Genomic DNA, 13,779 nt, shown 5'->3' with positions numbered 1-13,779 from the left:
TTACTTCAAGTCGTCAACATAGCCCAGGCTACGCAACGCACGTTCATCGTCTGCCCAGCCAGATTTCACTTTAACCCACAGTTCCAGATGCACTTTGGCTTCAAACATCTGTTCCATATCCTGACGGGCTTCAATGCCGATGGTTTTGATCTTCGAACCTTTGTTGCCGATCACCATTTTCTTCTGGCCTTCACGTTCCACCAGAATCAGGCCATGAATGTTGTAACCACCGCGTTCGTTCGGCACAAACTGTTCGATTTCCACCGTCACCGAATAAGGCAGTTCCTCACCAAGGAAACGCATCAGTTTTTCACGGATGATTTCCGACGCCATAAAGCGCTGGGAACGATCGGTAATATAGTCTTCCGGGAAATGGTGTTCCGCTTCCGGCAGCAGTTTACGCGCGATACTGGCAATAGTATCCACGTTCATGCCCTTTTCTGCGGAGATAGGCACCACATCAAGGAAATTCATCTGCTGGCTGAGGAACGAGATGTGCGGCAACAGCTTGGATTTGTCGGTCACGTTGTCGACCTTGTTGATCGCCAGCAATACCGGGCATTTCAGGCTGCGCAGTTTATTCACCACCATTTCATCATCGGCGGTCCAATGGGTACCTTCAACCACGAAGATCACCAACTCTACGTCGCCGATCGAACTGCTGGCCGCACGGTTCATCAAACGGTTGATGGCGCGTTTTTCTTCGATGTGCAGCCCTGGAGTATCCACGTAGATAGCCTGATAAGGCCCTTCGGTGTGGATCCCCATAATACGGTGACGGGTGGTCTGTGGTTTACGCGAGGTGATGGAGACTTTTTGCCCCAACAACTGGTTCAGTAACGTGGATTTGCCCACGTTAGGACGACCCACGATCGCGATAAAACCGCAGTATTGTTTTTCTTCGCTCATTCAAGCTCCAGCTTTTTCATTGCTTGTTCCGCTGCCGCTTGCTCGGCTTTACGGCGGCTTGAGCCAGTGCCCATCACAGGCTCGCTCAAACCACTCACTTGGCAGTGGATGGTAAACTCCTGATCGTGCGCTTCACCGCGAACCTGCACCACCAGATAAGAAGGCAACGGCAGATGGCGACCTTGTAAAAACTCCTGCAAACGGGTTTTCGGGTCTTTCTGCTTATCACCGGGGCTGATTTCGTCCAACCGGCTACGATACCAGTCTAAAATCAGGCGTTCGACGGTCTGAATATCGCTATCCAGGAACACGCCGCCAATTAATGCCTCCACCGTATCCGCCAGGATCGATTCGCGGCGGAATCCACCACTTTTCAACTCTCCCGGCCCGAGGCGCAGGCACTCACCCAGATCGAATTCGCGTGCCATCTCCGCCAGCGTATTACCCCGCACCAGCGTGGCACGCATGCGGCTCATGTCGCCTTCGTCTACGCGAGGAAAACGGTGATAGAGCGCATTGGCAATGACAAAACTCAGAATAGAGTCACCCAGAAACTCAAGACGTTCATTATGTTTACTACTGGCGCTACGGTGAGTTAACGCTTGCAGTAAAAGCTCCTGCTGTTGAAAAGTATAGCCCAGCTTCCGCTGTAGCCTGTTTATTACGATGGGATTCATGAGTTACCAATAGATCAAGAATGCGTCAAAAACTTGCAGCATACGGAACAGGCCTGCTTCGCCAAAAACCAATCCAAAGCTGTTTCGTTTGCAGTGGCTCCGAAAGGGGCCAACTTTTTATCGCTCGAGAAGGTATTCTACAACGAGTGGAAATATAATGCTGCGTTTATATATACCCTTGATCTTTTTAACCGCAGCCGGTTTGGCGACGGTTAAAAAGACCAAGGGTAAAAACGCTTATTAATGAATTCCACCAATACGGCTCAATCTTACGCCGGTTGGCCATTCACCTTCTTGTTTTTCAAAACTCATCCAGATAGTCGTCGCTTTACCCACCAGATTTCGCTCAGGCACAAAACCCCAATAACGGCTGTCAGCGCTATTATCACGGTTATCACCCATCATGAAATAATGGCCGGCAGGAACCACCCACTCAGCTAATTGCTGGCCTGGTTGCTGATAATAACCACCGAGCTGATCCTGCGCACCGGGCACGGTCAGAATACGATGAGTCACATCACCCAAGGTTTCTCTGCGTTCACTCAGGCGAATACCGCCCGGTGGCACATTGTCGGTCAATGGGATCTGGAAGAAACCACTGCTGGCTTCACCCATGCCGCTGCGGCTGAACATCTGCACAAAATCGCTTGGCTGTACATCGCTGTAGGTCACCGCCAATGCGCTATCGCAAGACTGGCCGTTATTACAGGACGGTTGCACCGTGACGCGCTTATCCACTGGATCATAGCTCACGCGATCGCCCGGCAAACCAATAACACGCTTGATATAGTCCAGTTTCGGGTCACGCGGATATTTAAATACCGCAATATCACCACGTTTTGGCTGGCCAGTAGGAATTAACGTCGTCAGAGTAATCGGGTCTTTAATACCGTAGGCAAACTTTTCCACCAGAATAAAATCGCCAATCAGCAATGTCGGCATCATTGAACCGGAAGGGATCTGGAAAGGTTCGTAAATAAACGAACGCACCACAAACACCAGTAACAATACCGGGAAGACCGAGGCCCCCGTTTCAACCCAACTCGGCTGCTTCGCCACTTTCGCCAGCACGTTTTCGTCAACGTCACCCGTGGCTTGCGCATTGATCGCTGCAACTTTCGCCCGACGTGCAGGGGCCCATTTAAAGCGCTCAAAGCACCAGATGATCCCAGTCACCAGCGTTGCAATTGCCAAGATCAGGGCAAACATATTCGCCATGCAAACTTCCTCGTTAAACGAGCTTTCGCTCTTACTTGCTGTCTTTGCCTACGTGCAGAATGGCCAGGAAGGCTTCCTGTGGCAACTCAACGTTACCCACCTGCTTCATGCGTTTCTTACCGTCTTTCTGTTTCTGCAACAGTTTCTTCTTACGACTCACGTCACCGCCGTAGCATTTCGCCAGGACGTTTTTACGCAGCTGCTTCACTGTGGCACGCGCAATAATGTGAGTGCCAATCGCCGCCTGGATTGCAATGTCGAATTGCTGGCGAGGGATCAGCTCTTTCATTTTCTCTACCAGGTCACGACCGCGATACTGAGAATTGTCACGGTGAGTGATCAACGCCAGCGCATCCACACGCTCGTTGTTGATCAGCACATCGACACGCACCATGTCAGAGGTCTGGAAACGTTTGAAGTTATAATCGAGCGACGCGTAACCACGCGAAGTCGACTTCAGGCGGTCGAAGAAGTCGAGCACCACTTCTGCCATCGGAATTTCGTAGGTCAGCGCCACCTGGTTACCGTGGTAAACCATGTTGGTCTGCATACCGCGTTTCTCGATGCACAGCGTAATCACGTTACCGAGATATTCCTGCGGCATCAGCATATGACATTCCGCGATCGGCTCACGCAGCTCGGCAATATTGTTCAGCGGCGGCAGCTTGGAAGGACTGTCAACGTAGATGGTTTCTTTACTGGTGGTTTCCACTTCATACACCACCGTCGGTGCGGTAGTGATCAGCTCCAGATCGTATTCACGCTCCAGACGCTCCTGAATGATCTCCATGTGCAGCAAGCCCAGGAAGCCACAGCGGAAACCAAAGCCCAATGCCGTTGAGCTTTCTGGCTCATAGAACAGCGAGGCATCGTTCAGGCTCAATTTACCCAGTGCATCACGGAAGGCTTCATAATCGTCGGAACTGATCGGGAACAGGCCAGCGTAAACCTGTGGCTTCACTTTCTTGAAGCCTGGCAGCATTTTTTCTGCCGGTTGACGTGCCAAGGTCAGGGTATCCCCTACCGGTGCACCAAGAATGTCTTTGATGGCGCAAACCAGCCAGCCAACTTCGCCACAGTTCAGCACATCGCGATCGACACGTTTCGGGGTGAAAATCCCCAGACGATCGGCGTTATAGGTTTGACCGGTACTCATTACCTTGATCTTGTCGCCCTTACGCAGCGTACCGTTCTTGACGCGGATCAGGGAAACCACACCCAGGTAGTTATCAAACCAGGAGTCAATGATCAGCGCCTGTAGCGGTGCTTCAGGATCGCCTTCTGGCGGTGGGATATCGCGCACCAAGCGCTCTAGAACCTCAGGTACACCTACGCCGGTCTTCGCCGAACAGCGCACGGCGTCGGTGGCATCAATGCCCACGATATCTTCGATTTCCTGCGCTGCGCGATCCGGATCGGCGGCTGGCAGATCGATTTTGTTCAATACCGGCACCACTTCCAGATTCATATCCAGTGCGGTATAGCAGTTGGCCAGCGTCTGGGCTTCTACGCCCTGCCCGGCATCCACCACCAGCAGTGCGCCTTCGCAGGCGGCCAGCGAACGGGAGACTTCATAAGAGAAGTCAACGTGCCCTGGGGTATCGATAAAGTTAAGCTGATAAATTTGGCCATCAGGGGCTTTATAATCGAGCGTCACGCTCTGTGCCTTGATGGTAATACCACGCTCACGCTCCAGATCCATTGAATCCAGAACCTGCGCGGCCATTTCACGCTCGGCCAAGCCACCGCAGATTTGAATAATACGGTCTGACAGCGTCGACTTACCGTGGTCAATATGGGCAATAATGGAGAAATTTCGTATATGCTTCATTATAAAAGTTTTTCTGCCTTGGTATTTCTAAATTACTCGCCTATGGAAACCCGCATGGACATAAAGCGACAGTGAATGGGTTCGGCCGTCTTTCGCCTGAATCGCAGCATTCTACATGCCACACCACTGAAAACCTAGCGATCGGTGCAGTGATGGCATTCTATTATGCTTACTTTAGTGTTGCAGAGCGCCGCAAGTTTTGAAAGCCACGGCTAGCAAATAACAGCCATGACAGACTCGCTGATTCAAATGCGATAAATGGGGAAAGCCGCTAGAGAAGGTTTTGCTCAGCAGCAGACTGAACGGAGCCATATCGTACTGACAGAAGGTCTGAGCTATAACCGCATCCTGCCTGCATAATTCTGACGATAACGCGGTTAAAATTTTAGCGCGGGGCTTCGTTTTCTGTTTGCAAACGCAGGGTTCCCGGGGGCAAACCGATTTGCAGTACCACCGGTTGGTAATCGGCCTGTTCACCGAGGCGCGTTGCCAACAACCGAGCCACGAAGAAAGCCGCTGTGCCGCCAACAACCGCACCGAGCAGCGCTGCTGCATCACTGCCAGACCACCCTTGCAGCAAACCACCGCCGAGCATCATGCCAAACAGCGGAGTCATATAGACCAACATCGCCGAGCGCAGCAAGCTGCCTTCAGCAATGCCAACCTCAACGCGCTGCCCTGGCTCAAGTGGTTGCTCAATCTGCACCTGCAAATGGTGTTCGCTTTCCGGCACCAGTTCATTCAGCGCACGTGCACCACAGCCAGAACGCGCCTTACAGCTGCCACAACCTGCTTTAGGTTCACAGCGCAGCAACGCCACGCCTTGCTGCCATGAGACAACCGTGGCCCACTCTTTCATCATTGTGGCGATACCTTGAAGGAAATGCTGTCAGCAATCCGTTTGGCCGTTGAGGGTGGTAATTCACCGACCACGGTAATTTCATTACCATTACGAATTTCGGTCTGGATGGTGCGGCGGCCCTGACGATAAAACTGCTGGCTGGTATTACTGCCAGAGGGAGTCACGTTCACCGAAAAGCTGAAGAGGCCGTCGCTGTAGAGACGCGACTCAACGGGCTGCTCTACATTGGGCAACTTGCGGCGATTGCGAGCCACTTCATTGACCCCGGCAGGCAACCAGCCCGTACTCCAGCTCAGTTGAATATTTTCTGCTGCAGGCAACGACAGCAATGGCGGCAGGTTAGCCTTGAGCAATCCCTGCATGACGTTTTTCACCTGATCTCCCACCACGAACGAGATCACACGATACTGTTCTAGCGTTTCACCATCACGATCGAGCAGATCCACACGCAGCGGTAGCTTGCTCTCCGTGTCCATCCAGACAACATAGCTGTAGCGGGATCCGTCACGTGCAACGATGCGGAACACCTCGCTCGGACGATCGGAGATACGGGTTTGCCCGACGGCAATGAAGTCGTAGTATTTCGCCAAATAATTGAAGTCGGCATAAACGATGGAAGGCAACACATCGACGATATGATCGCCAGATAAGGTGAAAGGCTCCAAGCCCGGTTCGAAATAGCTGATCCCGCCACCGCGCTGCAACACTTCACGGCGTGCGCCGTCCATATGCAGCAATTGCCCTAAAGGTTGTTTATCAATCACCGCATGGCGATAGCGTAACGACTCTATCCCCTGCTTGCTGATGCTGATATAGGCGAGTTCATAATTGAGTGAACGGCTAGCGCTGCTCATTTGTTGCAATATCGCCCCAGATGCAGGGGCGATATTTGAATAGAGCAGGCTGCCCGTCAGTAGACAAACGGAGAACCAGATTTGCTTCATTACTGCTGCTGCGTTCCTAAAGACTGGGTTCCGGGAACCTGAACAGCGGCTTGTTGCGGAGTACCCTGTTCAAATTGCAGTTGATCAGAATGCAAACGGCGTTGCAGTTCATAATCCTGCAGCATAGCGTTGATACGCTTGCGCTGTTCCTGCACCTGTTGTTGCTGACCACTGCCGGTAGAGAAACTATCGGCTGGAACGCCCAGGCTGACTGGAGAAGGCTGCCCCATGATCGGTAACGTATTGAACACTGGCGTTTCAGAGGCACCAGATTCTACATTTGGCTGGTTGTAATGCTGCACACCCACGATCACCGCCAAGGAGACACAAGCGGCCACCCCAACTTGCGTGAGTTGGCTGGCCCAAGGACGAACCTTGTTCCAGAAAGGCATTTTTTCCCAAGTACGAGGCTCTGGTTGAGACTCGGGAACGGCTGAAGGAACCAGACGAGCGGGTTCTTTCTCCAGCGCAGCAGCAACACGATCTGCGATATCGAGATGCATGACTTGCCCTATATCACCCCGCAATGTGTCACGGATCAGGTGATAGCTCTGCCAGCTTTGTTGAAGCGCTTTGTCTTTGCACAACGAACTTAACAGCTCATTGTCGAGCGTTTCTCCATCCATCAGAGCGGAAAGCTTTTCTTTCTGCATACCTAAGTACCCTTCCTGTGTCCGCCATCGCTAGCGTTGGATCAGCGGTTGAACTTTATTATCGATAGCCTCCCTGGCACGGAAAATACGCGAACGTACTGTTCCTACCGGACAGTCCATGATAGTAGCTATCTCTTCGTAGCTTAGACCGTCTAACTCTCTCAAGGTAATCGCCATGCGAAGATCCTCGGGAAGCGACTCAATAGTACGGAAAACTATCTGTCTCAACTCTTCTGACAACATTAAGTTCTCAGGGTTCGAAATTTCTTTCAGTGCACCCGCACTTTCGTAATTTTCAGCATCGTTAGCATCCACATCGCTTGAGGGTGGACGCCGCCCCTGAGCAACCAGGTAGTTTTTTGCCGTATTCACAGCAATGCGATACAACCAGGTATAAAAGGCGCTATCTCCGCGGAATGATTCCAGTGCGCGATAGGCTTTAATAAACGATTCCTGCACCACATCGGGCACATCACCCTGCGGCACATAGCGGGAAACCAGGCTCGCAACCTTATGCTGGTAACGCACGACCAGTAGGTTAAAAGACTTCTGATCGCCCTTTTGGACTCGCTCAACCAGCACCTGATCCGTTAACTGCTCGCTCATCCGAGGTAAATTCTCCCCAAATCTGTCTCCACGCGTAAAATTGTACTGCCAGCCATACATTCTTTTCCTGAGCAAGCACTCGCTTGGAGTTCATATGGAACCATGAAGTTCCATATCGCCATTGTTTTTCTGTCGATGTCATCCTATCCGTGGCTTTTGCCCGGACAAGTAGGCTAACATGAATTTCACTCTTCTTCTGCACACATCATACGTTATGCAACCATCATCTGAACATGTTAGCGATGTACTGATCGTCGGCAGCGGTGCTGCGGGCTTGTCACTGGCGTTGCGCCTGGCGCAACATTGCAAGGTTACGGTACTCAGCAAAGGCCCACTCAACGAAGGCGCCACCTTTTATGCCCAAGGCGGGATCGCCGCGGTGTTTGACGAAACGGACAGCATTGCCTCGCACGTTGATGACACGCTGATTGCCGGGGCAGGTTTGTGCGATAAAGACGCCGTCGAATTTATTGCCGGAAATGCACGCCACTGCGTACAGTGGCTGATCGATCAGGGCGTTCTGTTCGACACCGAAACCAATTCCCAAGGCGAGGAACGTTATCATCTGACGCGCGAAGGCGGACATAGCCACCGTCGTATCCTGCATGCCGCAGATGCTACCGGTAAAGAAGTAGAGACCACCCTGGTAGGGAAAGCAAGCGCACACCCGAATATTTGTGTCATGGAGCGCCGCAATGCGGTTGATCTGATCACCTCCAATAAAGTCGGCCTGCCGGGCACTAAGCGCGTAGTGGGCGCTTACGTCTGGAACCGTGAGCAGGAGCAGGTAGAGACTTACCGCGCCAAAACGGTGGTGCTGGCCACCGGCGGCGCGGCCAAGGTCTATCAGTACACCACTAACCCGGATATCTCCTCCGGTGACGGCATCGCCATGGCCTGGCGCGCCGGATGTAGGGTAGCCAATCTGGAGTTCAACCAATTCCACCCAACCTGCCTGTTCCACCCGCAGGCACGTAACTTTCTGCTGACCGAAGCGCTACGCGGCGAAGGCGCCTATCTGAAACGCCCGGACGGCAGCCGCTTTATGCCGGACTTCGATCCGCGTGGCGAACTGGCTCCGCGCGATATTGTGGCGCGTGCCATTGACCATGAAATGAAGCGGTTAGGTGCCGACTGCATGTATCTGGACATCAGTCATAAGCCAGCCGAATTCATTACCCAGCATTTCCCGATGATCCATGAAAAGCTGCTGACGCTGGGTTTTGACCTGACCAAGCAGCCGATCCCGATTGTGCCTGCCGCCCACTACACCTGCGGTGGTGTGATGGTCGATCAGCATGGCCGCACCGATTTGGATGGCTTATATGCCATCGGTGAGGTCAGCTATACCGGCCTGCACGGTGCTAACCGTATGGCGTCCAATTCACTGCTGGAATGCCTGGTTTATGGTTGGTCCGCCGCCGAAGATATTCTGACGCGCCTGCCTGCCATCAAGTTGACCAAGCAGCTGCCACTGTGGGATGAAAGCCGGGTAGATGATTCCGACGAACGTGTAGTGATCCAGCATAACTGGCACGAACTGCGGCTGTTCATGTGGGATTACGTGGGCATTGTGCGTACTACCAAGCGTTTGGAGCGCGCCCTGCGGCGCATCAATACGTTGCAGCAGGAGATCGACGAGTACTATGCCAACTTCCGCATCTCCAACAATCTGTTGGAGTTACGCAATCTGGCGCTGGTAGCAGAACTGATTGTACGCAGTGCGATGGAGCGCAAAGAGAGCCGTGGGCTGCATTTCACATTGGATTACCCTGATATGCTGCCGGAACCCAAACCCACCATCCTGCAACCTTGAACCTTATTCCCCTCTTGTTATGAGAGGGGAATCTCAATAGTTCAGATAAAAATCCGTAATCAACTGGCGGAAATCCGCGGTATAGCTGCCATCCGCCAATTTTATCGCTAACTCAGTTTCTTCCTTCTCTGCCGGACTGCGAGCCAGTGCCAGCAACATCCGGTGCTTCTGCGTATCGGCCCGATCGCTGATATTCAGCCGCCGAGCAGTATGCCAGCCACGTTGGTGTGCATTCACTTCAAAGGCTTCGCCGATACCATAGGGCAACACCACGCAGAAATGGCCGTTCTCACCGATCAAACGCTCGGCACAATCCAGCAGAGCTTCGTGAGTCAGGGTTTCGGTATAGCGAGCGTTGGTGCGGGCCAGATCGCGGCAGGCGACGGAAGGCTCAAAATAGGGCGGATTGCTGACGATCAGGTCATAGCAATGGGTGTGCTGCTGGGCAAAATGGTGGATATCTTGGCTATACACGTTAATTTTCTGCGGCCAAGGCGATTCCAGCACGTTTTCGAGCGCTTGAGCGGCGGCGTCATTATCCAGCTCAACTGCGTCGATGGTTACCTCTGCGGCCGTTCGCTGAGCCAGCATCAACGCGATTAACCCGCTACCACAGCCGATATCCAGGATCCGCCTTGCCTGCCCTAGTGCCACCCAGGCACCAAGCATGACGCCATCGGTGCCCACTTTCATTGCGCAACGATCGTGAGCCACAAAGAATTGTTTGAAGGTAAAACCGCCACGGCGCGGAGTCTGTTGGGTTGTCGTTTGATTACTCACAATAGTCACCTGGAGACAAAACTGGCGTAGCATAAGGCAATCTGATTTAGGGTAAAAGAGATGCTTTCCTTAAAAAGGGTGAACCCTGAAGCTAACCCGTCTATAATCGGCGCCCCAAGTAGAGGTAGACCATGACAGCAACCCAATTTTCCGAACTCGAACTCGATGAACGCCTGATCACCGCCCTGCGCGATAAAGGCTACGATCGCCCCACCGCAATTCAAGCCGAAGCGATCCCGCCGGCAATGGATGGGCGCGACGTCTTGGGTTCGGCTCCGACCGGCACCGGCAAGACCGCAGCATTTTTGCTGCCCGTTTTGCAGCACCTGCTCGATTTCCCGCGTAAAAAATCCGGCCCACCGCGCGTACTGATCCTCACTCCAACGCGTGAACTGGCAATGCAGGTGGCCGATCAGGCGCGTGAATTGGCTGCTCATACCTCGTTGGATATTGCCACTATCACCGGCGGCGTGGCTTATATGAACCACGCAGAAGTGTTCAGTGAGAATCAGGACATCGTAGTAGCGACCACTGGCCGCCTGCTGCAATACATCAAAGAAGAAAACTTTGACTGCCGCGCGGTTGAAACCCTGATCCTCGACGAAGCCGATCGCATGCTCGACATGGGTTTCGCCCAGGATATCGAAACCATTTCCGCCGAAACCCGCTGGCGCAACCAGACGCTGCTGTTCTCCGCAACGCTGGAAGGCGAGGCCATTCGTGAATTTGCCGAGCGCATTCTGAAAGAGCCGGTGGAAGTAGAAGCCGACCCTTCACGCCGCGAACGTAAAAAAATCCTGCAATGGTATTACCGCGTCGATGACGTGAAGCATAAAACCGCCCTGCTGGTGCACCTGCTGAAGCAGCCGGACGTGCAGAAATCCGTTATCTTTGTGCGCAAGCGTGAGCGGGTGCATGAGCTGGCTGGCTGGCTGCGCGAGGCAGGTATCAATACCTGTTATCTCGAAGGTGAAATGGTGCAGGCCAAGCGTAACGAAGCGGTCAAACGCATGATGGATGGCCGGGTGAACGTGCTGGTTGCCACCGACGTTGCCGCGCGCGGTCTGGATATCCTAGATATCACCCACGTGTTCAACTTCGACATGCCGCGTACCGCAGACACCTATCTGCACCGTATCGGCCGTACTGGCCGCGCCGGGCGCAAAGGCACCGCGATCTCTCTGGTGGAAGCACACGATCATCTGTTGCTGGGCAAAGTTGGGCGTTATCTGAATGAACCACTGAAAGCCCGCGTGATTGATGAACTGCGCCCGACCACCAAGCCGCCAAGCGAGAAAAGCAACGGCAAACCTTCGAAGAAGGTTATGGCCAAGCGTGCGGAAGACAAACTGAAGAATAAAGAAAAGGCCAAGGTCAAAGTGCGCCATCGCGACGCGAAAAACGTCGGTAAACGCCGCCAGCCAAAAGCCAAACCCGAATAATAGCGTTGCCTATTATCAGAAAACCGCCTTTTTCCGGGCGGTTTTTTATGAGCTCAGCGTTTTCTACACAACCTGCATTAAAAAAGGGAGCCGAAGCTCCCTTTTGCACTCAGCCCGAAATTACAGGCTTTCAGTAAAGGTACGTGCAATAACATCACGTTGCTGTTCTGGCGTCAGTGAGTTGAAACGCACGGCATAACCAGAAACACGGATGGTCAGTTGCGGGTATTTTTCCGGGTTCTTGACCGCATCTTCCAGCGTTTCACGGCGCAGCACGTTCACGTTCAGGTGCTGACCACCTTCAACACGCACGGTAGGCTGCACTTCCATCGGCACTTCGCGATACTCGATCTGGCCCAGTTCGCTGACAGGAACGATCTGATCTTCAGAGTAATCAGCTTTAGCGCACACGCAGCGAGCTTCTGATTTCTCTTCATCCAACAGCCAGAAAGAGTTCACCAGTGCCTGATTGTTCGCTTTAGTGATTTGAATACCAGTAATCATTTTGTTGCCTCCGTAATAAGGGAGAAAAATTTCTACGTTGTCGAAACTCACTTTGAGCTCCGGCTATTTGGTAAAACCAATGTTGTCTTGTTGTTCTGTATACCAGTCTGACCCAGTGAATTCTTTGATTAAAGTCAATTTTTACGGGGTGCTGTTACGGGCACCAAAGGCAAATTTATGTTTTATATCAATTTTACCCTTTTTGGCCCTTCAAATTATTTTTGTAAATTTTAAAAAATATTTGTATTTTTTGTCGTCCAAGACGTTAAGGCTATTAATAAAAGCGGGTTCCACTGTACCGAGGTAAACGGTAAGCTATGCACAGTGAATTGCTAACGAAAACAAAGGAGAGCGTTTATGTCCACCTCCCTCACCTGGCATGACGTCATCGGCAAAGAAAAAGAGCAGCCCTATTTTCTTGAAACGCTCGCCTTTGTTGCCGCCGAGCGTCAGTCTGGTAAGACCATTTATCCACCACAGAAAGACGTGTTTAATGCCTTCAGATTTACTGAACTGGCGGATGTCAAAGTGGTGATCCTCGGCCAGGATCCTTACCACGGCCCGAATCAGGCTCATGGTTTGTCGTTCTCCGTGCGCCCCGGCATCCCGGCACCGCCGTCGCTGGTCAATATGTATAAAGAGCTGATGACGGATATCCCCGGTTTTGAACGCCCTGACCACGGTTATCTGCAAAGCTGGGCCGAGCAAGGCGTGCTGCTGCTCAATACCGTATTAACCGTTGAGGCTGGCCGGGCACACTCTCATGCCAATCTGGGCTGGGAAACCTTTACCGATAAGGTGATTGCCGCGCTGAATGAACATCGTGAAGGGGTAGTGTTCCTGTTGTGGGGCTCACATGCGCAAAAGAAAGGGAATTTCATCGATCGCCAACGCCATCACGTGCTGAAAGCCCCTCATCCATCCCCCCTTTCTGCACACCGGGGTTTTCTCGGTTGCCACCATTTCTCGCAGGCCAACCAACTGCTTGAACAGCAAGGCTCAGCGCCAATCGACTGGACGCCACGTTTACCACAAGCTTAGAGCTACGATCCCTATGCCCCTATTTTAGGCATAGGGATTAGCTACCACGGCCTATGCCCATAGTTCCTATGGCGGTCTTCCCGTTCCACATCACTGCGCCTGAGCCCGATATCCCGTAATTGTGCATCACTCATTGCTGCCAGAACTTTTCTTGTTGTATATCTGTTCCACCAAGCTCGCCAACGCAATAGCAACCAGGCACCGCACTTTCTAATCCTGGCAGCCTTGTTTTGCTGACTCTCCCTGGGTTCCTCCAGTAGGTTATCCATCACACTCTCCCTTTTCGCCTGACTCACCGCTAATTAGTGTGCCGTCAGGCAAAAAAGTAATACAGATTTATAGCTTTAATTTTTAAGGCATACAGATAAGGGGATTTTGAGGCTGTATCACAAATAAATGTGACATCTGTAACGGAGTTATTAAGAGTAGAGTAAGGTTTGTAACGAGAGAGAAAGGGTGCACAGATAAAAAACAATAAGGGCACCCGAAGGTGCCC

14 protein-coding genes are annotated in these 13,779 nt (G+C 52.4%); 3 read left to right on the top strand and 11 right to left on the bottom strand.

Annotated features, from left to right (window positions below):
* The 8 genes from era to rpoE all read right to left on the bottom strand — a co-directional run bounded on the left by era (position 1) and on the right by rpoE (position 7,700).
* Complete coding sequence (era, locus tag AC2A1E_RS01485) at positions 1 to 909, bottom strand: GTPase Era (RefSeq protein ID WP_459401667.1); 909 nt, start codon at positions 907 to 909, stop codon at positions 1 to 3.
* Entirely contained in the window at positions 906 to 1,586 is a 681-nt protein-coding gene (gene rnc / locus AC2A1E_RS01480; protein ID WP_037395344.1) for a ribonuclease III, read from the bottom strand. Before rnc ends, era begins: the two co-directional genes overlap by 4 nt.
* A 240-nt stretch (positions 1,587 to 1,826) precedes the next feature.
* Positions 1,827 to 2,804 carry a signal peptidase I gene (gene lepB, locus AC2A1E_RS01475; protein WP_484382249.1) on the bottom strand — a complete coding sequence of 326 codons (978 nt, stop codon included), beginning with the start codon at positions 2,802 to 2,804 and terminating at the stop codon, positions 1,827 to 1,829.
* Between the two features lie 31 nt (positions 2,805 to 2,835).
* On the bottom strand, positions 2,836 to 4,635 hold the full coding sequence (gene lepA, locus AC2A1E_RS01470) for a translation elongation factor 4 (protein ID WP_484382248.1): 1,800 nt from the start codon (positions 4,633 to 4,635) through the stop codon (positions 2,836 to 2,838).
* A gap of 385 nt (positions 4,636 to 5,020) precedes the next feature.
* Positions 5,021 to 5,497 carry a SoxR-reducing system protein RseC gene (gene rseC / locus AC2A1E_RS01465; RefSeq protein WP_484382247.1) on the bottom strand — a complete coding sequence of 159 codons (477 nt, stop codon included), beginning with the start codon at positions 5,495 to 5,497 and terminating at the stop codon, positions 5,021 to 5,023.
* Entirely contained in the window at positions 5,494 to 6,441 is a 948-nt protein-coding gene (gene rseB / locus AC2A1E_RS01460) for a sigma-E factor regulatory protein RseB (RefSeq protein WP_484382246.1), read from the bottom strand. The genes rseC and rseB overlap by 4 nt, the downstream gene beginning before the upstream one ends.
* The gene (rseA, locus tag AC2A1E_RS01455; protein WP_484382245.1) at positions 6,441 to 7,094 is read right to left on the bottom strand and encodes an anti-sigma-E factor RseA; all 654 of its coding nucleotides are present in this window, start codon (positions 7,092 to 7,094) and stop codon (positions 6,441 to 6,443) included. The genes rseB and rseA overlap by 1 nt, the downstream gene beginning before the upstream one ends.
* A 30-nt stretch (positions 7,095 to 7,124) precedes the next feature.
* The gene (gene rpoE / locus AC2A1E_RS01450; protein WP_424839962.1) at positions 7,125 to 7,700 is read right to left on the bottom strand and encodes an RNA polymerase sigma factor RpoE; all 576 of its coding nucleotides are present in this window, start codon (positions 7,698 to 7,700) and stop codon (positions 7,125 to 7,127) included.
* Between the two features lie 214 nt (positions 7,701 to 7,914).
* Between rpoE and nadB the strand changes: the two genes are divergently transcribed.
* Positions 7,915 to 9,516 carry an L-aspartate oxidase gene (gene nadB, locus AC2A1E_RS01445; RefSeq protein WP_484382244.1) on the top strand — a complete coding sequence of 534 codons (1,602 nt, stop codon included), beginning with the start codon at positions 7,915 to 7,917 and terminating at the stop codon, positions 9,514 to 9,516.
* A 33-nt stretch (positions 9,517 to 9,549) separates the two neighbouring features.
* Here nadB and trmN read toward each other — a convergent pair whose 3' ends face one another.
* The gene (gene trmN, locus AC2A1E_RS01440; protein WP_484382243.1) at positions 9,550 to 10,329 is read right to left on the bottom strand and encodes a tRNA(1)(Val) (adenine(37)-N(6))-methyltransferase TrmN; all 780 of its coding nucleotides are present in this window, start codon (positions 10,327 to 10,329) and stop codon (positions 9,550 to 9,552) included.
* Between the two features lie 98 nt (positions 10,330 to 10,427).
* On the opposite strand from trmN, the gene srmB reads away from it, so the two are divergent.
* Entirely contained in the window at positions 10,428 to 11,738 is a 1,311-nt protein-coding gene (srmB, locus tag AC2A1E_RS01435; protein ID WP_484382242.1) for an ATP-dependent RNA helicase SrmB, read from the top strand.
* 120 nt (positions 11,739 to 11,858) lie between these two features.
* On the opposite strand, the gene grcA is transcribed toward srmB, so the two are convergent.
* Positions 11,859 to 12,242, bottom strand: a complete 384-nt coding sequence (grcA, locus tag AC2A1E_RS01430) for an autonomous glycyl radical cofactor GrcA (RefSeq protein WP_459401658.1) — start codon at positions 12,240 to 12,242, stop codon at positions 11,859 to 11,861.
* 357 nt (positions 12,243 to 12,599) lie between these two features.
* Here grcA and ung point away from each other — a divergent pair, with 357 nt between their 5' ends.
* Positions 12,600 to 13,283 (top strand): uracil-DNA glycosylase, encoded by a 684-nt coding sequence (ung, locus tag AC2A1E_RS01425; RefSeq protein WP_459401657.1) that lies wholly within the window; start codon positions 12,600 to 12,602, stop codon positions 13,281 to 13,283.
* A gap of 41 nt (positions 13,284 to 13,324) precedes the next feature.
* Here the strand turns inward: ung and AC2A1E_RS01420 are convergent, their stop codons facing one another.
* Complete coding sequence (locus AC2A1E_RS01420; RefSeq protein WP_484382241.1) at positions 13,325 to 13,552, bottom strand: DUF1127 domain-containing protein; 228 nt, start codon at positions 13,550 to 13,552, stop codon at positions 13,325 to 13,327.
* Positions 13,553 to 13,779: the final 227 nt, after the last annotated feature.

The sequence above is a fragment of the Serratia sp. HNCC26DJ206 genome (assembly GCF_057180605.1).
Note: the sequence above shows the minus strand (reverse complement) of the source record. Positions and strands in the feature narration are given on the sequence as shown.

Excerpts from the sequence above, each read along its gene's own strand:
- lepB (WP_484382249.1), bottom strand. The coding sequence starts at position 2,804 with ATGGCGAATATGTTTGCCCTGATCTTGGCAATTGCAACGCTGGTGACT.
- nadB (WP_484382244.1), top strand. The coding sequence starts at position 7,915 with ATGCAACCATCATCTGAACATGTTAGCGATGTACTGATCGTCGGCAGC.
- rseA (WP_484382245.1), bottom strand. The coding sequence starts at position 7,094 with ATGCAGAAAGAAAAGCTTTCCGCTCTGATGGATGGAGAAACGCTCGAC.
- rpoE (WP_424839962.1), bottom strand. The coding sequence starts at position 7,700 with ATGAGCGAGCAGTTAACGGATCAGGTGCTGGTTGAGCGAGTCCAAAAG.
- AC2A1E_RS01420 (WP_484382241.1), bottom strand. The coding sequence starts at position 13,552 with ATGGATAACCTACTGGAGGAACCCAGGGAGAGTCAGCAAAACAAGGCT.
- rseB (WP_484382246.1), bottom strand. The coding sequence starts at position 6,441 with ATGAAGCAAATCTGGTTCTCCGTTTGTCTACTGACGGGCAGCCTGCTC.
- ung (WP_459401657.1), top strand. The coding sequence starts at position 12,600 with ATGTCCACCTCCCTCACCTGGCATGACGTCATCGGCAAAGAAAAAGAG.
- trmN (WP_484382243.1), bottom strand. The coding sequence starts at position 10,329 with ATGCTACGCCAGTTTTGTCTCCAGGTGACTATTGTGAGTAATCAAACG.
- rnc (WP_037395344.1), bottom strand. The coding sequence starts at position 1,586 with ATGAATCCCATCGTAATAAACAGGCTACAGCGGAAGCTGGGCTATACT.
- era (WP_459401667.1), bottom strand. The coding sequence starts at position 909 with ATGAGCGAAGAAAAACAATACTGCGGTTTTATCGCGATCGTGGGTCGT.
- srmB (WP_484382242.1), top strand. The coding sequence starts at position 10,428 with ATGACAGCAACCCAATTTTCCGAACTCGAACTCGATGAACGCCTGATC.
- grcA (WP_459401658.1), bottom strand. The coding sequence starts at position 12,242 with ATGATTACTGGTATTCAAATCACTAAAGCGAACAATCAGGCACTGGTG.
- lepA (WP_484382248.1), bottom strand. The coding sequence starts at position 4,635 with ATGAAGCATATACGAAATTTCTCCATTATTGCCCATATTGACCACGGT.
- rseC (WP_484382247.1), bottom strand. The coding sequence starts at position 5,497 with ATGATGAAAGAGTGGGCCACGGTTGTCTCATGGCAGCAAGGCGTGGCG.